This is a genomic window from Arthrobacter sp. 4R501, from assembly GCF_002929755.1.
In the GTDB taxonomy this organism is placed as follows: domain Bacteria; phylum Actinomycetota; class Actinomycetes; order Actinomycetales; family Micrococcaceae; genus Arthrobacter.
This window is the reverse complement of the sequence record NZ_PJIW01000010.1, coordinates 25,027-46,149: the sequence shown is the minus strand read 5'-3', so window position 1 is coordinate 46,149 and position 21,123 is coordinate 25,027. Positions and strand designations below refer to the sequence as shown.

Below are 21,123 nucleotides of genomic sequence, written 5' to 3'. Positions count from 1 at the left end.
CCTGCCGTGCCGGCAGTTTCTGTGATGTGCTATTTAGGACTAGGCCTTGGCGCGTGCCCGGGTGGACTTGGCGCGTTCGCTGGCGTCCAGGATGAGCTTCCGGATACGGATGGACTCCGGGGTCACCTCAACGCACTCGTCTTCGCGGGCGAATTCCAAGGATTCTTCCAGAGTCAGGTTGCGCGGCGGCGTCATGTTCTCGAAGGTGTCCGAGGACGCTGCACGCATGTTGGTGAGCTGCTTTTCCCTGGTGATGTTCACGTCCATGTCATCGGCGCGGGAGTTCTCGCCAACGATCATGCCTTCGTAGACCTCGGAGGTGGGCTGCACGAAGAATGACATGCGTTCCTGGAGCTTGATCATCGCGAACGGGGTGACCACGCCAGAGCGGTCGGCCACGATCGAACCGTTGGTGCGGTACTCGATGGGGCCGGCCCACGGCTCGTAGCCCTCGGCGATGGAGGAAGCAATGCCGGCACCGCGGGTGTCGGTGAGGAACTTGGTGCGGAAGCCGATCAGGCCACGGGCCGGAACGATGAACTCCATGCGGCACCAGCCGGTGCCGTGGTTGGCCATGTTGGTCATGCGGCCCTTGCGGGCTGCCATCAGCTGGGTGACGGCACCGAGGTACTCTTCCGGCACGTCGATGGTCATGTGTTCCATCGGCTCGTGGATCTTGCCGTCGACGGTCTTGGTGACAACCTGCGGCTTGCCGACAGTCAGTTCGAAGCCTTCACGTCGCATCTGCTCAACCAGGATGGCCAGCGCGAGCTCGCCACGGCCCTGGACTTCCCAGGCGTCGGGACGCTCGGTGGGGAGAACCTTGATGGAGACGTTACCGATCAGTTCCTTGTCCAGGCGGTCCTTGACCTGGCGGGCCGTGACCTTGGCGCCCTTGACCCGGCCGGCCAGCGGCGAGGTGTTGATACCGATGGTCATGGAGATGGCGGGATCGTCCACGGTGATCAGCGGCAGCGGCTGCGGGTTGTCGACGTCGGTGAGGGTCTCACCAATGGTGATTTCCTCGATACCGGCAACGGCGACGATTTCGCCCGGACCTGCAGACTCGGTGGGAACACGGTCCAGTGCCTTGGTGGCCAGCAGTTCGGTGATCTTGACGTTCTTGAGCTCTCCGTTGGCGCGGGCCCAGGCAACGGTCTGGCCCTTGCGCAGGGTGCCGTTGTAGATGCGCAGCAACGCGAGGCGGCCCAGGAACGGGGAGGCGTCCAGGTTGGTCACGTGTGCCTGGAGGACACCGTTCGGGTTGTACGTCGGGGCCGGGATGTGCTCGATGATGGTCTTGAACAGCGGCTCAAGGTCTTCGTTGTCCGGAGCGGAGCCGTCGGCGGGCTGGTCCAGGGAGGCGCGGCCCACCCTCGCTGCTGCGTAGACAACCGGAACTTCAAGGATCTTGTCGAGGTCCAGGTCCGGAACTTCGTCGGCGAGGTCCGAGGCGAGGCCCAGGAGGAGGTCCATCGACTCGTGGACAACTTCCTCGATGCGGGCGTCGGGGCGGTCGGTCTTGTTGACGAGGAGGATCACCGGCAGGTGCGCGGCCAGGGCCTTGCGCAGCACGAAGCGGGTCTGGGGCAGCGGGCCCTCGGAAGCGTCCACGAGGAGTACAACGCCGTCCACCATGGACAGGCCGCGCTCTACTTCGCCACCGAAGTCGGCGTGGCCGGGGGTGTCGATGACGTTGATGGTGATGGTTTCACCGTTGGAGGACGGTCCGTTGTAGGCCACGGTGGTGTTCTTGGCCAGGATGGTGATGCCCTTTTCGCGTTCCAGGTCACCGGAGTCCATGACGCGGTCTTCAAGGTGGTTGTGTTCGGCAAAGGAGTTGGTCTGCTTGAGCATGGCGTCGACCAGAGTGGTCTTGCCGTGGTCAACGTGGGCCACGATCGCGACGTTGCGGAGGTCACTGCGCGATGCAGTGGCTACCGCGGTGTTGGTGGTGGTTTCAGACATGCGTGATTGCTCGATTCAGTGGTGAAGTCAGCTGTTGTTTCGCGACATTTCCAACCGGAACGCACGACGGATTAGCCCAATAACACAGGGCTCCTTCCCTCATTCTAAACGCTGAGCCTATTGTTGGCCTAAAAATCTCGGATCGGCCCAGTCCGGCCGGTGGGTAATTCCGGCGCGCCGCGGCCCAAAGAGTGACCAAGCTCACTGGATTTTTGTGACTTGATGCTCCATCATTGCTGTGGTAACCACAGCAAGCCCGGAGAATCCCTGATGCGAAAAGCCTCGGCTCTGACCCGCTTTGTCGCCTCTGGAATCGCGGTAGCCGCGCTTCTGGGCGGCTGCGGACAGACCCCAGCAGCAACACCGGACTCCGGCCTGCCATCCCCGGCGCAGGCGGCCGCGGCCGGCGCATACCAGGCCCGCGGCGGCGATCCGATCAGCCTGCCTGACGGTTCTGTGTACCGGAACCCGGCCAGCGGGCGTGACGAGGTGGTGGTGCCGGACATGCGGCACACTGCCCTCCTGATCGGCGATTCCCAATCCGAACCTGCTGACGGGTGGCCGCGTCTTGGCCTTGCCGCCGTTGGCTACAAGGTCCACTTCTGCGGGCTCGGCGGCACGGGATTCGTGGCGTCCAACGGCAAGACGGGCAACTACATCGACGCCTTGCAGCGCGGCGACTGGAAACTGCCGTACGGGACGCCCGCGCTGATCGTCATCCAGGGCGGCGGCAACGACGCCGCGCACGGCGCCACCGATGCCCAGATTGTGGCCAACGCCGACCGCCTGATCGGGGCACTCCGGGAACGCTATCCAGGCGCCAGGATGGCCATGATCGGCACCCTGGCCCGCGGCGCCAACTACGGTGGCGGGCGCAGGACCCAGGTGGACGCGCTGCTGGGCACGGTGTCCGCCAGGAACGGCATACCCTTTGTGGGCGTGGGCGACTGGCTGTCGAAGTACAACCTCGCGAAGAACCTGGCAGATGCCGTCCACATGAATGCCGCGGGCCGCAGGTCACTGGGCGGGCTGCTCGGATCCAGGCTCAGGCAGCTGGGGCTCGAAGGCCCACCGCTGGACGGAACAGCCCCGGTGGCGGCTTCCCCAGCGGGCTGAACAGACTTTTTGCGGGCGGAACTCGCCCTTGGCGCGCTGAACAGACCGTTAAGCAATGGAACCGTTAAAACGGAATGGAGCCCGCGCCCTGAAGGCACCGGCTCCATCCTTAACCCGGGATACTGCGGCCGGATCAGGCCACTTCGGGCGGAAGCATCAGCTTCGCACCGGGAATGGCATTGAGCAGCGCCTTCGTGTACTCCTGCTGCGGAGACTCGAAGACGTCGTCCGTGGAACCGGTCTCCACCAGCTTGCCCTTTTCCATCACACAGACGTGGTCGGCAATCTGCCGCACCACAGCCAGGTCATGGGTGATAAAGAGGTAGGTCAGCCCGAGGTTGGCCTGCAGATCCGCGAGCAGGTTCAGCACCTGCGCCTGGACCAGTACGTCCAACGCGGACACGGCTTCGTCGCAGATGATCACTTCCGGATCCAGCGCCAGGGCACGGGCAATGGCCACACGCTGCCGCTGCCCGCCGGAGAGCTCGTTCGGGTACCGCTGCATGGCGGACTGCGGCAGTGCCACCTGGTCCAGCAGTTCCCGGACCTTCTTCTCGCGGCTGGCCGCGTCACCAATCTTGTGGACCCGCAGCGGTTCCTCAATGGTGCGGAAGATGTTGTACATCGGGTCCAACGAGCCGTACGGATCCTGGAAGATGGGCTGAACGCGCCGCCTGAACTTGAAGAGATCCGACGATTTCAGCAGCGAGGTGTCGACGCCGTCAAAAAGGATCTTCCCATCGGTAGGCTTTTCGAGCTGCAGCACCATCTTGGCCACGGTGGATTTGCCCGAGCCGGACTCCCCCACGATAGCCGTGGTGGTACCCCTCTTAACGTCGAAGTTCACCCCGTCAACAGCCGCAAAATCCGTCGTTTTCCCCAGTCCTTGGCGGAGCTTGTAGACCTTGCGCAGGTCCTGGATCTGCAGGACGTTGTCCGCGGCAGCTGCTTCCGCAGCAGGAGCCAGAAGGTCTGACGCTTCGAGCCCCTGCTCCTTGGCAACTTGGATCCTTCGGCTCGCCAGTGACGGCGCAGATTCAACGAGCCGCTTAGTGTACGGGTGCTGCGGATTCTGGAGCAATGCCAGCGAAGGCCCGGCCTCCACCACCTGCCCCCGGTACATCACCACCACCTTGTCCGCACGCTCGGCAGCCAGCCCCAGGTCATGGGTGATCAGCAGCACAGCCGTGCCCAATTCCGTGGTCATGGTGTCCAGGTGATCCAGGATCTGCCGCTGGACCGTGACGTCCAGTGCCGACGTCGGCTCATCCGCGATCAGCAGGCGCGGCTGGCAGGACAGCCCGATGGCAATGAGGGCACGCTGGCGCATACCGCCGGAAAACTCATGCGGGTACTGCTTGGCGCGCCGGTGGGCATCCGGCAGTCCCGCCTCGGACAGTACCTGGGCGACATCATCCGGGCCACTGGGCCTGCCGTTGGCGCGGAGGGTCTCCTTGACCTGGTAGCCGATCTTCCAGACCGGGTTCAGGTTGGACATGGGGTCCTGCGGGACCATACCGATCGTATTGCCCCGCAATTCGATCATCCGCTGCTCCGTGGCGTGGGCGATGTCCTCGCCGTCAAGCAGGATCTGCCCCGCCGAAACCCGGCCGTTGTTGGGCAACAGGCCGATGGCTGCGAGCGCCGTCGTCGACTTGCCTGAGCCCGACTCCCCCACGATTGCCACGGTTTCGCCCGGCATGATGGTCAGGTGCGCGTTGCGGACTGCCTGCACTTCACCGCTGCCGGTGGTGAACGTGATGGCCAGGTCGCGGATTTCCAGCAGCGGCTTCACTCCGGCAGCCCCGGCCTCATCGATGTGGATCTCTGGAGTAGTCATCTCTTTCTCTCTCATCGCTGGCGGCTCTTCGGATCGAGGGCGTCACGGACAGCATCGCCGAGCATGATGAAGCTCAGGACGGTAATGGACAGCGCTGCCGCCGGGTACAGAAGGATCTCCGGTTGGGTCCGAACAGAAGACTGTGCGGCGGCTCCAATGTCGTTACCCCAGGACATGATGCTTTGCGGCAAGCCGATGCCCAGGAAGGACAGCGTTGCCTCAGCCACGATGAAGACGCCCAGTTCGAGCGTGGCAAGGACGATAATCGGTGCCAGAGCATTAGGCAAAACGTGGCGGACCAAGGCACCAAACTTTGAAACGCCCAGTGAACGGGCAGCCGTCACAAAGTCGGCATTGCGCACTTCAATGACCGCACCGCGCGTGATGCGTGCCATCTGCGGCCAGGCCAGCAACGAAATCACAAACACGACGCTCCAAACGCCCCTGTTCTCGCGGAAAAAGGGCAACTGGGTGATCACCAGTGCGCCGAGGATCAGCGGCAGAGCGAAGAAGATGTCACCCAGTCGGGCAAGCACGGAATCGATCCAACCGCCATAGTAGCCAGCAAGGGCGCCAACGGTCACACCGATAACCAGAACGCAGAGCACCGATAGCAACCCCACTGAAAGTGACGCCTGGGTTCCATGGATGACCCTGGAGTAGATGTCGCAGCCCTGGAACGTGAAGCCAAACGGATGCCCGGCCGTGGGGCGGCCTTCCGAATTGGACAGTAGGCAGCCGTCGTTCGGAGCGACGGACGAAAAAATGCCCGGGAACAGCGCCACAACAGCAAGCGCCAGGATGAGCAGCGCCGAAATAATGAACAGCGGACGACGGCGAAGCTTGCGCCAGGCGTCCGACCACAGGCTCAGCGGTGCCTGGTCGGTCTTGACGGTGTCAGTTGCCAGCAACGGAGTTTCGTCGATGGGTGCCACAAAGTGGTTGTTATTACTGGTCATAACGGATCCTCGGGTCAAGCCAGGCATACAGGAGATCAACGAGTAGGTTGGCCACCACGAAGACCAGCACCAGAACGCTGACGATGGAGACGATGGTGGGGCCTTCGCTGCGCAGAACGGCCTGGTAGAGCTTGTTGCCGACGCCGGGGACGTTGAAGATGCCCTCCGTCACGATCGCACCGCCCATCAGACCGCCAAGGTTGGCGCCCAGGTAGGTCACCACGGGAATCAACGAGTTGCGCAGGATGTGTGCGATGACCACGCGCGGCCGTGACAGGCCTTTCGCGGTGGCAGTTCGCACGTAGTCGGCATTCATGTTTTCGCTGACCGAGGCGCGGGTCAGGCGGAGAACATAGGCAAACGACACCAGGCCCAAGACCACTGCCGGAAGCAGCAGGCTGCCCCAATCGGCGTTGGCGCCGACGGTGGGTTTCGCCCACCCGAGTTGTACGCCAAAGACGAGCTGAAAGACGAAACCCAGAACGAACGTGGGTACCGCGATGACAACCAGCGAAACTACCAGGACGGTGGAGTCAAACCAGCCGCCACGGCGGAGACCGGCGAAGACGCCGAAGGCTACGCCGAATATTGCCTGGATGGCCAGTGCTTCAACGGCGAGCATTGCCGTCACTGGGAAGACCCTGGCCAAGCTTGCCGCGATGGGCTGGCCAGTGAAGTCGTTGCCGAGGTTGAAGGTGAAGAGGTTCTGCAGGAAGAGTCCGTACTGGACCCAGAATGGTTCGTCCAGGTGGTACTGGCTGCGCAGGGTGTCGATGACTGCCTGCGGGGGCTGGCGGTCTCCGAAGAGCGCCGCAATGGGATCGCCGGGAAGGGCGAAGACCATGTAGTAAACCAAAAGAGTGGTGCCAATGAAGACGGGGATCACTTGGAGGAGTCGTCGCAGAATAAAGCGGACCACCGGATCACCAGCCTTCCGGATGCGAAGAGAGGTGTTTCATTTGTGCCTTCCTGCCGTGCAGGACAATGGGGGCCCGGCGTTGTGCCGGACCCCCATTCGCCTGGCGGCAAGTTAGATCCTGGAGACTACTTGGCCGTGATGTTGTAGTAGAGGATTCCGCCATTCCAGCCGGTTTCGGCCTTCACAACGTTTTCGCTCCACACGATCGGCTTTGCCTGGTCCCAGAGCGGCAGTCCGGGCAGGTCCTCGAAGAGGATCTCCTGGGCCTGGTTGAACTTGTCGTTCGCCGCATCGGTGGTCTTGGCGGCAAGTCCTTCCTGGAGCAGCTTGTCGAACTCGGGGTTCGAGTACTTCTCGTAGTTGGAGGAAGCGCCCGTTGCCCAGACCGGTCCGAGGAAGTTGTAGAGCGACGGGTAGTCACCCTGCCAGCCGGCGCGGCTCAGGCCCGGGAGGGACTGGGACTTGCGAAGGTTCAGCACTTCAGCGAACTTGGCAAAAGGCTGGATTTCGGCCTGGATGCCGAGGTTGTTCTTGAAGCCGTTGGCAACGGCGTCAATCCATTCCTTGTTGCCACCATCAGTGTTGGAGGCAATCTGCAGCGGCTTGGAATTGTCGTACGGCTGGATCTTGTCAGCCTGGGCCCACAGGTCCTTGGCCTTCGCGGCGTCAAACTTCAGGATTTCGCTGCCCTTGAGGCCTTCCTTGAATCCGTCGATAACGGGCGGTGCGAAGGCCTTGGCCGGGGTGCGGGTTCCGTTGAAGACCACCTTGGCGATCTCTTCGCGGTTGATGGCGTAGGACAGTGCCTGGCGGCGCAGCTTTCCGGCTTCACCCTGGAAGTTCGGGTTGTAACCCGGGATGTTCAGGGTGGAGTTGGTGGCCACGGCCTTGGTGGCGTTGCGGTCCTGGAAGTCCGTGACGTAGGTCTTCAGTGCGTTGGACGGCAGTACGTCGGTGACGTCCAGGTTGTTGCCCTGAAGGTCCGTGTATGCGGGGCCCGGATCGGTGTAGAACTTGAAGGTCACGCCGCCGTTCTTCGATTCGCGGGGACCGCTGTAGTCAGCGTTCTTGACGAGGGAGATCGACTGGTCATGTACCCAGGAACCGGTCTTTTCGAACTTGTACGGACCGTTGCCTACCGGGTTTTCGCCGAAGGTCTTCGGATCCGCCAGCGCTGCGGACGGCAGCGGGAAGAAGGCTGAGTAGCCAAGGCGGAGCGACCAGTCGGCTTCCGGCTGTGCCAGCTTCACCGTGAGGGTCGAATCGTCTTTAGCCGTCAGACCTGACATCGTTTCGGCGGTGGGCGCCGGCGTGGTGGTCGTCTTGCCATCAGCCGCTTTTTCGGTGGTCACGGCCGAGACATCTGCATAGCCCTCGATGGACTCGAAGAAGAATCCGTTGTTCTGCAGGTTCTTGGAGTTCGCGGCGAAGTTCCAGGAATCAACGAACGTCTTGGCGGTGATCGCTTCGCCGTTCGTGAACTTCTGGCCCTGCTTGATCTTGATCGTCCAGTTCTGAGCGTCAGGCGACTCAATGGACTCTGCAAGCGAGTTGACTGGCTTGCCGTCGGCGTCGTAGCTGCGAAGGCCTTCGAACAGCAGCTCGACAACGCGACCGCCATAAACTTCGTTCGTATTTGCCGGTAGCAAGGGGTTCTGTGGTTCGTTGCTGTACGCGGTGATCACCTTGTTGGGATCGCCGGCCGACTGGCTGGCACCATCATTGCTGCCGCCTCCAGCGCCGCAGCCTGTCAGGGCAAGGGCAGCGATCGCCACCATGCCGAGTGCTTTGGAAGTGCGCGTGAAACGCATTCCGCCTCCTATGAGTTGTGGGAGATATTCAGGGGAAATCTTTTGCTCCCCGGCAGGCTCGCCACAGGTTCTCACTGTGACGTGGCCTACATATATGAGTAGCCTAACCGCACAAAGTCCAAATACTGGTACTCCGTTGCTAAACCGTAACCAGTTAATCGCCAATAACTAGCCGGTACCCGGAAGTTGCGCAAGTCACATGCTACTCGTTGGTAGGGGATGCTGCGAATCGAGGACGGGGGCGGGCTCCCGCAAGGGCGACAAGCCCCCAGGAGGGCCTATTTCAGGCGCCACTCCCACACATTCCACCAAACACCCAAAGGGCCTGAGCTGGGCTTGATACCCGTCACGCGGCTGCTGAAAGCCACCGTTCCAGTGGTCTGGTACAGCGGCAGGCCGTAGGCGCTGTCCCACACGCGTTTGTCGATGTCAGCCAACAGTTGGTCCTGCTTTGCAAGGTCCGTAGTGCCGGACAGTTGCTCCATGGCTTTGTCTGCGTCGCCGTCGGAAAATCCGTTGAAGTTGCTGCCGCCACCGGTCTTAAAGATCTGCGGGACGCGGCTGACGCCGACCCCAGGTCCGATGGAACCGAGGATGGCGGCGTCGTAGCTGCCGCCGCCGAGCGCTTTCGCCCAGTCCGAGCTGCCGAGGCCCGCGTCTTCAACGGTGAATCCGGCGAGGCGGGCGGAGTCGCGGATCAGGGAGAAGGCCCGCACGCGGTTGGGGTTGTCCCTGTTGTACAGAATGCGGACCGTCGGGGCAGCATCCCGCAATTGCGACTTCGCGCCTTGGATGTCCACGTCAGAGTATTCGGCCGAACCGTTGTTTTTCACGGCGTCCAGATACTTCGGATGGGGTGGCAGGAAGACGTGCGAGTCCAGGGGTTTCGCGTCGGCGACAAATCCGCCCACCACGTCATCCACGATCTCCTGGCGCGGAACAGTCTTCAGGAAGGCCTCCCGGACATTCTTGTCCGCGAACAACCCCGAAAAATTGAGATCGAGGTGGTCGTAGCCGGACTGGCTGAAGCGCTGGACGGTATTGCCCTGCTCCACCAGCCCGTCGAAGAGGCTTTCGGTGCCGGCAGAGGGCTGCGGGGCAATGATGTCCGCCTGGCCGTTCCTGAGCGCGGCAATGGCGGTAGAGGCGGCACCGGTGAACCGTACAGTGATGTCATCGAGGTAAGGCTCTGGTCCCCAGACATAGTCCCTGTTCCGGACCAGCCGGATCGAGGCGTCCGGAACGATGTCCCGGACGATGTAGGGGCCGCTTGAAAGGTACATGGACGGGTCATCAGGAAGCGTTTTGGTGTCGAAGCCTGAGTTCCAAAAGTTGCTGACCCGCTTCAGAGGGGCGTTGACCGAGGGCTGTTCCGTGTCGCCCCGGGGCGAGCCCTTGATCAGGTCCACGAGGTCGTCTTCGTCGTTAAGGCCGCTCTTGGCGGCGACAACATGGGCGGGGAGCCCGACGTCGAACGCTACTTCCCAATCAGCGTACGGCGCGGCGTATTCCAGCGTGATGGAACGCCCGTCGCTCCCGATCTCCGGGAGTGCGGTGGCCCCCAGGCCGCTCTTGTCAGCCGCGGCCGAAAAGTACGTAGTCCCGGTCCCCGCCCGGGGTTCCGCGTCGTCGAAGTAGCCCGAGCCGGCGGCCCAGGACAGGAGGAGGTCGCCGGCGTCAATGGCTTCGCCGTCGGACCATTTCACACCCTCGCTGACGGTGTACTTCACCTTCAGCGGCTTGTCGGAGATTTTCTCGATCCGGCCGAATTTCTCGTTCCGGACCACCTTTTCGGTGTCATCCACGTAGTAGAACCCGGAGTGGGTGATGTGGCCGATCTTGGTGTTGATGTCCGTGTTTCCGTCGGCACTGAACGGATTAAAGGACGTGAAGGCGTTCACCTCGGCCACAGTGGCGCTGCCGCCGCGGTTCGTCTCACCGACCACCACCGGCGGCGCACCCCCGGAAGCGGAGCACCCCGAGATAACCAGCGCCGCAACGACGGCCCCGGTGATGACCTGAATCAGACGCCTCAGGGGCATGCCGTCTCCTTTGCCTGTCGGGAATCAGACGTTGAAGCGGAACATACCTGTAATGCCCGCATGACGTTGAATGTCCTTGCTTTTTCCTTGAATTCTAGCGGTTCAGGGCGTCGGCCAATGTCCGCCTATCATGAGCTTCAGGCGCACACCGATCCTTGAAGGAAGCCCATGCCTGTCTCCCCACTTCCTCTACGCAAGCTTGGATTCCTGACGATTGGCCTGTTCGATCCGGCGGATCCGGCCGCAGGGCACGAATCGACGTTGCAGGTCCTCGAACTGGGCGAGCGGCTTGGATTCGACAGCGCCTGGCTGCGCCACCGCCATCTGCAGTTCGGAATCTCCTCCCCCATTGCCGTCATGGCCGCGGCCAGCCAACGCACGTCCCGGATCGAGCTTGGAACCGCCGTGACCCCGATGGGCTGGGAAAACCCTTTGCGCCTGGCCGAGGACCTGGCCACCGTGGATCTGCTTGCCGGCGGACGAATCAATCCGGGCCTGAGCGTGGGTGAACCAATGCACTACGACACCGTGAAGCAGGATTTGTACCCGGATTCGGCGGAGTTGGAGGACTTCAGTTATGCCCGCGTGGAGCGGCTTGCCCGTTTGATTGCCGGGGAGCCGGTCCGGGAATTTTCCGGCAAGCAGGGTGTCGTCGAGGAATTTTCCAACCGCGTCGAGCCGCACTCTTCCGGGCTGCGTGAACGGCTTTGGTATGGGGCGGCAAGCAGGAAATCGGCCATCTGGGCCGGGGCCAACGGATTCAATCTGCTCTCCAGCAGTGTGATCTTCCCCGAAACGGATCAGGAACCGGCGTTTGCCCAGATCCAGCAATCGCAGATCCGTGCCTACCGCAAAGCCGCCGCGACATCAACCCAACCGCACGGACCAGCCCGCGTCTCGCAGGGCCTGGTGGTGATCCCGACCGATTCGGCTTCAGCGAAACAGCGGGAAAAGTACCAGCGGTACGTCGATGAGCGCACGCCCCGGACCCTCGCACCGCAGGGGCCGCGAAGGATGCTGTTCGCCCCCGATCTCATCGGCACCAGCGATCAGATTGCGGAACAGCTGTACGCCCACGCTGGGTTCCAGGAGGTTAACGAGGTGGCGTTCGCGCTGCCCTTCAGCTTCGACCATCACGACTACATCCAGATCCTCACCGACATCGCCACGACATTGGGTCCCGCCCTGGGATGGTCCCGGGCCGGGTAAGGGTTGCCGTCCTGCCCGCCGCCGCGGCTAGCTGTTGAACGCAGGCAGAGACGTGGACGAGGACTGATCAGCTGATCATTGCCGGAGTGTCTGCTTTGTCTGCGGATCTGGTGTGGTCATTGCCGGGATCATCCGATCATGTAGACCATGCCGCGTCCCTCGTCAGCGAGGTTCGCCGTAAAGGTCCGCGCCTGCCGAAGGTAGCTCCGGACATAGTCGACCTCACCAGCAACGTCCGGACTGAAGCAATGCGATTCCCGCAGCCGCAATTCCACGTCCTCGGCGCAGACCTCTTCCAGGTCCCTTGCGACAGCCAACACCTCCGGTGGGGTCAGTGTCCGCACCCAAGGCTCCCAACCCATGCCGTTCATGACCACTGCGCCTTCGAACATCCGATAGGCACGACGGGTGATCAGGTCTGGTTCCGCTGGTGCAGTGAGGCACTGCAAATGTCGCCATGCTTTGTCGAGGTACAGCATGTCCCGGTTCGGCACCGCTTGCTCAAACGTCGGGGTGCTGATCGTGGCACCGTGTTCGAATCCCCATGCATCGGCGAGCGGATCATCGGAGAGAAAGCTGAGAGGATCGGCAAGCGCTTGGTCGGTCAGGTTGCCGTCGAATGCGTACGCGTAGTATCTGATTCCCATTCGCCAAGCATCGCCGGACTGCGGGCTGCACGTAACCGCCACATTCGGGTATGTGGATAACCCTGTGGTTCCTTGGCAGCAAAGGGGCCAGCTCTCTCCTGGTGGCATGCTTTATGGCCACCAAAACGACTAACGCGATCAGTGCCAACACGAAAATCGCGCCCAGGCTGTGCCAAGGCGCGATTCTCGTAGTTGGGGCTAGACGTTGAAGCGGAACTCCACTACATCGCCGTCAGCCATCACGTACTCTTTGCCTTCGATGCGTACCTTGCCACGGGACTTGGCTTCGGCCATGGAACCGGCCTCGATGAGGTCATGGAAGGAAACCACTTCAGCCTTGATGAAGCCACGCTGGAAGTCGCTGTGGATGACGCCTGCTGCCTGCGGCGCGGTGTCGCCCTGGTGGATGGTCCAGGCGCGTGTTTCCTTCGGCCCGGCCGTGAGGTACGTCTGGAGGCCCAGGGTGTGGAAGCCGACGCGTGCCAGTTGGTCGAGGCCGGACTCGTCCTGGCCGTTCATTTCCAGCATTTCGCGCGCTTCCTCCTCGTCCAGCTCCACAAGGTCGGATTCGAGCTTCGCGTCCAGGAAGATGGCGTCCGCCGGGGCCACCATGGCCCGCAGTTCGTCCTGCTTCTCCGGGCTGCCCAGGATGCCTTCGTCGGAATTGAAGACGTAGATGAACGGCTTCGCGGTCAGGAGGCTGAGCTCCTTGAGATACTCCATCTCCAGCTTGTCGCTCTTGATCGAGGAGAAGACCGTGTCCCCGCGTTCCAGGACCGCCTGCGCAGCCTTGATGGCTGCCAGTTCGGCAGCTTCCCGCTTCTTGATCTTGACTTCTTTTTCGATCCGGGGAATGGCATTTTCGATGGTCTGAAGGTCAGCGAGGATCAGCTCGGTGTTGATGGTTTCCATGTCCGAGCGGGGATCCACTTTGCCGTCGACGTGGATGACGTCGGGGTCATCAAACACCCGGACCACCTGGGCAATGGCCTCGGCCTCGCGGATGTTGGCAAGGAACTTGTTGCCCAGGCCTTCGCCCTCCGATGCGCCCTTCACGATGCCGGCGATGTCCACGAAGGACACCGGAGCGGGCAGGAGGCGCTGCGAGCCAAAGATGTCAGCGAGCTGCTGGAGCCGGGGATCCGGCAAGTTCACGACGCCGACATTGGGTTCGATGGTAGCGAACGGATAGTTCGCAGCCAGCACCTGGTTCCGGGTCAGTGCGTTGAAAAGAGTTGATTTGCCGACGTTGGGCAGTCCGACGATGCCAATAGTAAGAGCCACGAGCATTGATTCTACCGGTTGCCGGACGCATGGGCCCCAGGCGGTCCCACGCAGTGTCGGCACATGGTGGAACGCCTGGTGGAATATGTCGGTTCCGTAAATTGTCACAGGGTCATGCCACAGTGTGGATATGGATGCTTTAGCCCTGATTCTTGCCCTGTTGATGCTGCTGGTGGGTGCCGTCGTCGGCGCCGCCGCCGCCTACTTTTCCCTTCGCCGGCACAGTCGTGCCCTGGAGGAGGACTTCGACGCTGTTTCGTCGCGGCTTTCCGAGGTCAGCGCCCAGTTCGCCGCCGCGGATGCGGAGCGCCGCCTGCTCTCGATGCAGAACCGGGAACTCGGCGAGTCCCGTAACCAGGACGGGAGCGTCCTCCGGGCACTGGCCCCCGTGGCGGAAAAGCTGACCGCGGTGCAGCAGCAGGTGGCACTGCTGGAACGCGACCGCCTGGAACAGTACGGCCAGTTGGCGCAACAACTTCAGGAGGCCAGGCTTTCCGATGCCCAGCTGATCCGGTCCACGCACGCCCTCGAGTCAGCGTTGCGCTCCAACAGTGCTCGTGGACAGTGGGGCGAAGTTCAATTGCGCCGAGTGGTCGAGGCATCGGGCATGCTCAAGCACGTGGATTTCCTGGAGCAGGTCCACAGTGCCGGGGCCGATTCAGCGGTCCGTCCCGACCTCGTCGTCCAACTGCCGGGCCAGAAGCAGCTGGTGGTGGACGCGAAGGTTCCGTTGTCCTCTTACTTGGAGGCCCAGGAGCTGGGTGCGCGCCAGGACTCGGGTACAACCGGGAATCCCGGCAGCCAGCAATCCCTGCTGGCCGCCCACGCCAAGGCGCTGCGGGCCCACGTGGACTCGCTCAGCAACAAGAAGTACTGGGACATCCCCGGGAACTCCCCCGAGCTGGTGATCTGCTTCCTGCCGGCCGAATCCATCCTGGCCGCCGCCCTGACCGCCGATGCGACGCTGTTGGACCACGCGCTTTCCAGGAATGTGGTTCTTGCCTCGCCCAGTACGCTGCTCGCAGTGCTCAAATCGGTGGCTTTCACGTGGCGCCAGGATGTGCTGACGGACAGTGCGCGGGAACTGTTCGACCTCGCCCGTCAGCTGTACGAACGAATGGGAACGCTCGGCGATAACGTGGGCAAGCTGGGTTCGTCACTCAAGTCTTCGGTGGACCGGTACAACGCCCTGATCGGCACCCTGGAAGCGCGGATCCTGCCCACCGCACGGAAGCTCAATGCCATGGATGAATCCGGGCTGCTCACTCCGCCGGCACTCGAGGTCACGCCGCGTTCGCTGGCGGCCCCGGAGTTTCAGCAGGACGAAGCCGCCGCCTGACGGCGGGAATGGGTGGTTGAGCTTTGGTTTCGACAAGCTCAACCACCGGAGGTCGGGAGATGTCAGTCGCGGGAGCGGCGGCCGCCGAGCGCCCGGCTGACGTCTCCGGCTTCCTTCAGGGTTGCGCGGAGTTCCTTGGGCAGCGAGAAAAGGAGGTCTTCTTCGGCCGTGACAACTTCTTCCACGGAGCCGTACCCGTAGTCGGCCAGCAGGCGCAGGACGTCCGTGACCAGGAGCTCCGGAACTGAAGCCCCTGAGGTGACGCCGATGGTAGCCACGCCTTCAAACCATGCCTCGTCCACTTCGTTGGCGAAGTCCACGCGGTAGGAGGCCTTGGCCCCGTACTCCAGGGCGACTTCCACCAGGCGGACCGAGTTCGAGGAGTTGGCCGATCCCACCACAATGACCAGGTCGGCCTGGGGTGAGATCTTCTTGATGGCCACCTGGCGGTTGGTGGTGGCGTAGCAGATGTCGTCGCTGGGCGGATCCTGCAGGGTGGGGAACCGATCCTTCAGCAGCCGGACTGTCTCCATGGTCTCGTCCACGCTGAGGGTGGTCTGGGACAGCCAGATGACCTTTTCCGGATCCCTGACGGTTACCTTGTCCACTTCGTGGGGACCGTTGATGATCTGGATGTGTTCCGGGGCTTCGCCGGCGGTGCCCTCGACTTCTTCGTGACCGTCGTGGCCGATCAGCAGGATGTCGAAGTCGTCTTTGGCGAACCGCACGGCCTCCTTGTGAACCTTGGTCACCAGCGGGCAGGTGGCGTCGATGGTGCGAAGCCCGCGGTCTTCGGCTGACTGGACGACGGCCGGGGATACGCCGTGGGCGGAAAAGATCACCAGGGCGCCCTCTGGGACCTCGTCCGTCTCGTCGACGAAGATGGCGCCCTGCGCCTCAAGCGAGCTCACCACGTGGACGTTGTGCACGATCTGCTTCCGGACATATACCGGCGGACCGTAGTGCTCTAGGGCCTTCTCGACAGCGATCACGGCCCGGTCCACACCGGCGCAGTAGCCGCGGGGCGCAGCCAGGAGGACCTTCTTGGGACCGGTCACCGGAGCCGCGGCGGCTACCTCCTCAGGCGAGCGCCGCCTGCGCGGGACAGTTGGCATCGAGAGGGACACAGCTGAGGAAGTCATCTCTCCATGCTACCGGGTGGGGGCCCGCCGCCCTGGCGAAGCGATCCGGATCACAACGGCCGCAGCGACAAGCACAGCGCCGGTTATCGCGGCACCACCGACCCAGGATTGGAAGCTGCTGGACGCGGCCGCCACAAACGCATCCTTGAACATGTCCGAAAGCCCGTTGCCGCTGGCCGTCCCCACGATGGCATCCCTGGCGACCTGCGAGCCGGCAGCCCACAGGCCCCCCAGTGCCAGGGCCCCCAGTCCTACAGCGAGAATCACGGTCCAGCGACGGCGCGCGGACACCAGCGCTAGCGCAAAGGCGATTCCCGCTCCAATGGCAAGGGAGTAGCCGAGCGGCGCGTACGCGGACGCTCTCTCGACCATTTGGCGCTGCTCAGGCTCGCCAACGTTGACCAGCGTCTGCTCCGGCGCAGTCAGCGGGAGTCCGGTGGTGCGTGCGAGCTCCTCCGTCGCCAGCGCCACCAAGGGTGCCACGTCCAACGTAAGCGACGACGGGGAGTCAGGTTCGGCGGGAGCCGATGCGGGTGCGGCGAAGCTGAGCCGGTGGCTCTTCCGCAGTGTTTCCTCCCAGGCCGCCGGGTAGCCGGGCAAGGCTGTGAGGGAACTGGCAGCCGCCTCAAGCACTGGCGTGACCAGACCTGCCAGGGCGTCCGGGATGGCCCCTGTATCGATGGTGCCCACAGCGGCCGCGGCGAGCCTCTGCTGGAATTCTGCGTCCTGCCCCAGGGGAGCGGCCAGGGCCACAAAGCCATCCTCCTGAACCACGTTGCGGTCAAGCCAGATGGCGGGTACGGCCAGGACGGACAGCAAAACGCCCACGACGACGGCAATGGCTGAAACGAAGGTGCGCAAAACGGGTCCTCACGGGTTGGCGGCAGCACAGCCATCATAGGGCTGGTGTCTGGACAAAGAATGTCAGTCTCGGGTGATACAGCTTATGGATAAGGTTGAATGGCAACCGCCAGCTCACTGACGGCCGCCTTTCAAGCACGAACCGCTACCTGCCGAACAAAGGACCACCATGCCGCCACCCACAGTTTCCCGGGGCAGCGGACATGTCTGAACAGGCTGCGCTGCCGGGCACTGCTGCCACCACGTTGCCTGCCACGGCCGGTGAGACCAGCCCGGATAATCCATGGCCGCTGCAGTTGCTGTCCCAGAAACTCAAGGCCCATATCGATCGCACCCCGTCCGCATGGGTCGAAGGCCAGGTCATCGAATTGAACCGCCGCGGGGGTAACGCGTACCTCACCCTCCGGGACGTGGACGCGGAAGTTTCCCTGCCGGCGTCGGTCTGGACCAAGGTTCTGGACCGGCAGAACATGCCCCTGGAGCGTGGCTCCCGCGTGGTGGCCTTGCTCAAGCCGGAGTTCTGGCTGAAGACCGGGCGGCTCAACATGCAGGTTCGGGACATCAGGCCTGTAGGGCTTGGCGACCTGCTGGCGCGGATCGAACGGTTGCGCCAGGCCCTCTTCGCCGAGGGGCTGTTTGCCGATTCACGGAAGAAACCACTGCCGCTGCTCCCGCACCGTATCGGCCTGATTACCGGACGGGACTCCGACGCCAAAAAAGACGTCGTCCAAAACGCCGCACTGCGCTGGCCCGCAGTTGAATTCGAGATCCGGGAAGTGGCGGTCCAGGGCAACACTGCGGTCTCGCAAATTATCCGCGCCCTGCAGGAACTGGACAGCCGCCCCGACGTGGACGTCATTGTGATCGCCCGGGGCGGCGGAGCCTTGGAGGACCTGCTGCCTTTCAACAGCGAGGAACTGATCCGTGCAGTCGCGGCCACGGCCACCCCGGTGGTCAGCGCCATCGGACATGAGGCGGACCGTCCCCTACTCGACGACGTGGCGGACCTGCGCGCGTCCACGCCCACTGATGCGGCCAAGCAGATCGTGCCTGACGTTGCCGAGGAACTGGCGGGCGTGCGCCAGGCACGGGAGCACCTGCGCAGGAGCATCGGCAGGCTCGTGGACAGGGAGTCGGACCGGTTGTCCGCACTCCATTCCCGGCCTGTTCTGGCCGCCCCGGAAGCCATGGTCACCGGACGCGCAGAGGAAATCGAACGCCTCCTGCGGAGATCATCGGCCGCTGTCAGTTCAACGGTGGTACGGGCGGCTGACCAGCTGGTTCACCTGCAGGCCCAGGTCCGTGCCCTGTCACCACAAAAGACGCTGGACCGCGGCTATGCCGTGGTCGAACTGGCCAACGGCCGGCCGGCCCGTGCCACTGAGGCTGCCGGCCACGCTGTGGTCCGAGACCCGTCGGAGGCGCCGTCGGGAACTGCGTTGTCCGTGCGCGTTGCCCATGGCCTGTTCGGCGCCACTTCCACTGGGGAACTTCAACAAGGAGAAGCACATGCCCGAAACAAAGCCTGACCCGGAAATCCAAGCACTGAGCTATGAGGAAGCCCGCGAACAGCTGGTGCAGGTGGTGGGGAAGCTTGAGGCGGGCGGCGCCAGCCTCGAGGAATCCCTGGCACTCTGGGAACGCGGCGAAGCCCTGGCAAAGCGCTGCGAAGAGTGGCTGGAGGGTGCCCGCAAGCGGCTCGCTGCCGCCCGCGACCAGCCGCTCTGACCAGTCACTGACCAAAGGCTCCCATGTAGGTAGCAGCACATGTCGTATTGAATGCTCAAGACGACATGTAATGCGACCCAGTTGTTGAACAGCGGCGCAGACCGGCCTCTGAGGGCGGCAGCCTAGGACCTTTCGACGAGCTCGCGTTCCACACCGAGGTCGAACTCCGCCTTTGGCCATTCCAGCTTCATGTCAGACAGCGCGCCCAGCACCAACTGCTGCACCGCGATCCTGGCGTACCATTTTTTGTTGGCCGGAACCACGTGCCAGGGTGCGGCTTCCGTGTTGGTCTCGTCGAAGGCAGCCTGGTAGGCGGCCATGTAGTCGCCCCAGAAGGCCCGTTCCTTGAGGTCACCGCTGCTGTATTTCCAGTGCTTGGCCGGGTTGTCCAGCCGGGCAAGGAGCCGTGCCTTCTGTTCATCCTTGCTGATGTTGAGCATCACCTTGATAATTTTGGTTCCGGCATCGGTCTGGCGCGCCTCGAACTCATTGATGGCCCGGTAGCGGCGCTTAATCTCGTCAGGCGTCGCCCAGTTATGGACGCGGTGGATCAGTACGTCCTCATAGTGGGAGCGGTCGAAGATGCCCACCATGCCCGCTCCGGGCACCTCCTTCTCGATCCGCCAGAGGAAGTCATAGGACTTTTCCTCCTCGGTGGGGGCCTTGAAGGCTTTGAACTGGACGCCCTGCGGATTCATGGTGGCCATGACATGGCTGACGATTCCGCCCTTGCCCGCGGTGTCCATGGCCTGCAGGATCAGCAGAAGCCGTTTTCTCCCGCCGAAGCGCGACTCCGCGAACAGCTTTTCCTGAAGTTCGGCCAACGCGCCGTCCAGTTCAGCGAGAATTGTCTGGCCATCGGCTTTGTTGCCCTTGTAACCGGGCGTCGCGTCGGGGTCAGCGTCGGCCAGCGAGAACCCTTTCCCCACCCTCAGCGTATCGACGGGGTGCTTCTCGAACTCAACGACGTCAGCCATTGGGGTCCTTTCCCAAGGTTCCACGCGCCGAAAGACGCGTCACCACAGGCTAGTTCCCTTGGTACCGGCTAAGGAAGTCCCCCATGCGTCCGATCGCTTCTTCAATGTCCTTGACGTTCGGCAACGTGACCATGCGGAAGTGGTCAGGCCGGACCCAGTTGAACGCCCGGCCGTGTGACACCAGGATCTTCTGTTCCTTCAGCAGGTCCAGGACAAATTTCTCGTCATCACGGATGTGGAAGACTTCCGGATCCAGGCGCGGGAACAGGTACAGCGCGCCACGGGCCTGCTGCGTGCTCACACCCGGGATCGCGTTGAGCATGTCGTAGGCCTTGTTCCGCTGTTCAAGCAGCCTGCCGCCGGGGAGGATGAGGTCATTGATGCTCTGGTAGCCGCCGAGCGCGGTCTGGATGGCGTGCTGGGCGGGCACGTTGGCACAGAGGCGCATGTTGGCCAGGAGGCTGATGCCCTCCAGATAATCGGAGGCATCCTTCTTCGGGCCCGAGATGGCCATCCAGCCGGCACGGTAGCCGCAGACGCGGTAGGCCTTGGACAGCCCACTGAAAGTGAGGCAAAGGACGTCGTCGCCCGTCAGCGCGGCCATGTTGATGTGCACGGCGTCCTCGTACAGGATCTTTTCGTAGATTTCATCCGCGAAAAGGATCAGTCCGTGCTTCTCGGCCAGCGCCACGATCTTCTTCAGCGTCTCTTCCGGATAGACCGCGCCCGTGGGGTTGTTGGGGTTGATCACCACGATGCCCTTGGTGCGGGGCGTGATCTTGGCTTCAAGATCCTCAAGGTCCGGCTGCCAGCCTGATTCCTCATCGCAGAGGTAGTGCACGGGCTTCCCGCTCGCCAGGGCCACGGAAGCGGTCCACAGCGGGTAGTCCGGTGTGGGGATCAGCACCTCGTCGCCGTCGTTGAGCAGCGCCATGAGGGACATGGTGATCAGTTCGCTGACGCCGTTGCCCAGGTAGATGTCGTCCACATGGATGTTCTGGATTCCGCGGGTCTGGTAGTACTGGGAGACCGCGGTCCGGGCCGAGAAGATGCCCCGGGAGTCGCTGTAACCCTGGGCATGGGGCAGATGGCGGATCATGTCCACCAGGATCGCGTCCGGGGCTTCAAATCCAAACGGCGCAGGGTTTCCGATGTTCAGTTTGAGGATCCGGTGACCCTCCGCCTCCATCTGCTGGGCGGCCTGAAGAATCGGTCCACGGATGTCGTAAAGGACGTTGTGAAGCTTGGTGGACTGCTTGAATTCTGCCATCCATCAAATAT

Annotated in this window: 17 protein-coding genes; 5 read left to right on the top strand and 12 right to left on the bottom strand. The window is 62.9% G+C overall.

The window, feature by feature from the left end; all coding sequences use genetic code 11:
- Window positions 1-39: 39 nt before the first annotated feature.
- The gene (typA, locus tag CXR02_RS11535; RefSeq protein ID WP_104062125.1) at window positions 40-1,968 is read right to left on the bottom strand and encodes a translational GTPase TypA; all 1,929 of its coding nucleotides are present in this window, start codon (window positions 1,966-1,968) and stop codon (window positions 40-42) included.
- Between the two features lie 270 nt (window positions 1,969-2,238).
- On the opposite strand from typA, the gene CXR02_RS11530 reads away from it, so the two are divergent.
- A complete protein-coding gene (locus CXR02_RS11530) occupies window positions 2,239-3,084 on the top strand; it encodes an SGNH/GDSL hydrolase family protein (protein ID WP_104062124.1) in 846 nt (281 codons plus the stop codon).
- Between the two features lie 133 nt (window positions 3,085-3,217).
- On the opposite strand, the gene CXR02_RS11525 is transcribed toward CXR02_RS11530, so the two are convergent.
- The 5 genes from CXR02_RS11525 to CXR02_RS11505 form a co-directional block, all read right to left on the bottom strand.
- A complete protein-coding gene (locus CXR02_RS11525; protein ID WP_104062123.1) occupies window positions 3,218-4,924 on the bottom strand; it encodes an ABC transporter ATP-binding protein in 1,707 nt (568 codons plus the stop codon).
- Window positions 4,925-4,935: 11 nt separating this feature from the next.
- On the bottom strand, window positions 4,936-5,883 hold the full coding sequence (locus CXR02_RS11520; protein WP_104062122.1) for an ABC transporter permease: 948 nt from the start codon (window positions 5,881-5,883) through the stop codon (window positions 4,936-4,938).
- Window positions 5,873-6,802, bottom strand: coding sequence for an ABC transporter permease (locus CXR02_RS11515; RefSeq protein ID WP_104062121.1), 930 nt, complete (start codon window positions 6,800-6,802; stop codon window positions 5,873-5,875). The genes CXR02_RS11520 and CXR02_RS11515 overlap by 11 nt, the downstream gene beginning before the upstream one ends.
- A gap of 125 nt (window positions 6,803-6,927) precedes the next feature.
- Window positions 6,928-8,613 carry an ABC transporter substrate-binding protein gene (locus CXR02_RS11510; protein ID WP_104062120.1) on the bottom strand — a complete coding sequence of 562 codons (1,686 nt, stop codon included), beginning with the start codon at window positions 8,611-8,613 and terminating at the stop codon, window positions 6,928-6,930.
- 278 nt (window positions 8,614-8,891) lie between these two features.
- Entirely contained in the window at window positions 8,892-10,655 is a 1,764-nt protein-coding gene (locus CXR02_RS11505; RefSeq protein ID WP_104062119.1) for an ABC transporter family substrate-binding protein, read from the bottom strand.
- A 168-nt stretch (window positions 10,656-10,823) separates the two neighbouring features.
- Here CXR02_RS11505 and CXR02_RS11500 point away from each other — a divergent pair, with 168 nt between their 5' ends.
- Window positions 10,824-11,864, top strand: a complete 1,041-nt coding sequence (locus CXR02_RS11500) for an LLM class flavin-dependent oxidoreductase (RefSeq protein ID WP_104062118.1) — start codon at window positions 10,824-10,826, stop codon at window positions 11,862-11,864.
- A gap of 128 nt (window positions 11,865-11,992) precedes the next feature.
- Here the strand turns inward: CXR02_RS11500 and CXR02_RS11495 are convergent, their stop codons facing one another.
- Window positions 11,993-12,511: a DUF1877 family protein gene (locus CXR02_RS11495; RefSeq protein ID WP_104062117.1), complete on the bottom strand. Its 519-nt coding sequence runs from the start codon at window positions 12,509-12,511 to the stop codon at window positions 11,993-11,995.
- A 198-nt stretch (window positions 12,512-12,709) separates the two neighbouring features.
- Window positions 12,710-13,795, bottom strand: coding sequence for a redox-regulated ATPase YchF (gene ychF, locus CXR02_RS11490; protein ID WP_104062221.1), 1,086 nt, complete (start codon window positions 13,793-13,795; stop codon window positions 12,710-12,712).
- Between the two features lie 130 nt (window positions 13,796-13,925).
- Between ychF and CXR02_RS11485 the strand changes: the two genes are divergently transcribed.
- Entirely contained in the window at window positions 13,926-15,134 is a 1,209-nt protein-coding gene (locus tag CXR02_RS11485) for a DNA recombination protein RmuC (protein WP_104062116.1), read from the top strand.
- 62 nt (window positions 15,135-15,196) lie between these two features.
- Here the strand turns inward: CXR02_RS11485 and CXR02_RS11480 are convergent, their stop codons facing one another.
- Window positions 15,197-16,276, bottom strand: a complete 1,080-nt coding sequence (locus CXR02_RS11480) for a 4-hydroxy-3-methylbut-2-enyl diphosphate reductase (RefSeq protein ID WP_104062115.1) — start codon at window positions 16,274-16,276, stop codon at window positions 15,197-15,199.
- A 9-nt stretch (window positions 16,277-16,285) separates the two neighbouring features.
- Complete coding sequence (locus CXR02_RS11475) at window positions 16,286-17,137, bottom strand: hypothetical protein (RefSeq protein ID WP_104062114.1); 852 nt, start codon at window positions 17,135-17,137, stop codon at window positions 16,286-16,288.
- Between the two features lie 203 nt (window positions 17,138-17,340).
- Between CXR02_RS11475 and xseA the strand changes: the two genes are divergently transcribed.
- Together xseA and CXR02_RS11465 are read left to right on the top strand one after the other, a co-directional pair.
- A complete protein-coding gene (xseA, locus tag CXR02_RS11470) occupies window positions 17,341-18,666 on the top strand; it encodes an exodeoxyribonuclease VII large subunit (protein WP_104062220.1) in 1,326 nt (441 codons plus the stop codon).
- Window positions 18,647-18,865 (top strand): exodeoxyribonuclease VII small subunit, encoded by a 219-nt coding sequence (locus tag CXR02_RS11465; RefSeq protein WP_058931826.1) that lies wholly within the window; start codon window positions 18,647-18,649, stop codon window positions 18,863-18,865. The genes xseA and CXR02_RS11465 overlap by 20 nt, the downstream gene beginning before the upstream one ends.
- Before the next feature lie 122 nt (window positions 18,866-18,987).
- On the opposite strand, the gene CXR02_RS11460 is transcribed toward CXR02_RS11465, so the two are convergent.
- Together CXR02_RS11460 and CXR02_RS11455 are read right to left on the bottom strand one after the other, a co-directional pair.
- A complete protein-coding gene (locus tag CXR02_RS11460; RefSeq protein ID WP_104062113.1) occupies window positions 18,988-19,842 on the bottom strand; it encodes a polyphosphate kinase 2 family protein in 855 nt (284 codons plus the stop codon).
- Between the two features lie 49 nt (window positions 19,843-19,891).
- The gene (locus tag CXR02_RS11455; RefSeq protein ID WP_058931824.1) at window positions 19,892-21,112 is read right to left on the bottom strand and encodes a pyridoxal phosphate-dependent aminotransferase; all 1,221 of its coding nucleotides are present in this window, start codon (window positions 21,110-21,112) and stop codon (window positions 19,892-19,894) included.
- Between the last annotated feature and the right edge of the window lie 11 nt (window positions 21,113-21,123).

Coding starts and splice junctions, on each gene's coding strand:
- typA (WP_104062125.1), bottom strand. CDS start 1,968: ATGTCTGAAACCACCACCAACACCGCGGTAGCCACTGCATCGCGCAGT.
- CXR02_RS11530 (WP_104062124.1), top strand. CDS start 2,239: ATGCGAAAAGCCTCGGCTCTGACCCGCTTTGTCGCCTCTGGAATCGCG.
- CXR02_RS11525 (WP_104062123.1), bottom strand. CDS start 4,924: ATGACTACTCCAGAGATCCACATCGATGAGGCCGGGGCTGCCGGAGTG.
- CXR02_RS11520 (WP_104062122.1), bottom strand. CDS start 5,883: ATGACCAGTAATAACAACCACTTTGTGGCACCCATCGACGAAACTCCG.
- CXR02_RS11510 (WP_104062120.1), bottom strand. CDS start 8,613: ATGCGTTTCACGCGCACTTCCAAAGCACTCGGCATGGTGGCGATCGCT.
- CXR02_RS11505 (WP_104062119.1), bottom strand. CDS start 10,655: ATGCCCCTGAGGCGTCTGATTCAGGTCATCACCGGGGCCGTCGTTGCG.
- CXR02_RS11500 (WP_104062118.1), top strand. CDS start 10,824: ATGCCTGTCTCCCCACTTCCTCTACGCAAGCTTGGATTCCTGACGATT.
- CXR02_RS11495 (WP_104062117.1), bottom strand. CDS start 12,511: ATGGGAATCAGATACTACGCGTACGCATTCGACGGCAACCTGACCGAC.
- CXR02_RS11485 (WP_104062116.1), top strand. CDS start 13,926: ATGGATGCTTTAGCCCTGATTCTTGCCCTGTTGATGCTGCTGGTGGGT.
- CXR02_RS11480 (WP_104062115.1), bottom strand. CDS start 16,276: ATGACTTCCTCAGCTGTGTCCCTCTCGATGCCAACTGTCCCGCGCAGG.
- xseA (WP_104062220.1), top strand. CDS start 17,341: ATGTCTGAACAGGCTGCGCTGCCGGGCACTGCTGCCACCACGTTGCCT.
- CXR02_RS11465 (WP_058931826.1), top strand. CDS start 18,647: ATGCCCGAAACAAAGCCTGACCCGGAAATCCAAGCACTGAGCTATGAG.
- CXR02_RS11460 (WP_104062113.1), bottom strand. CDS start 19,842: ATGGCTGACGTCGTTGAGTTCGAGAAGCACCCCGTCGATACGCTGAGG.
- CXR02_RS11455 (WP_058931824.1), bottom strand. CDS start 21,112: ATGGCAGAATTCAAGCAGTCCACCAAGCTTCACAACGTCCTTTACGAC.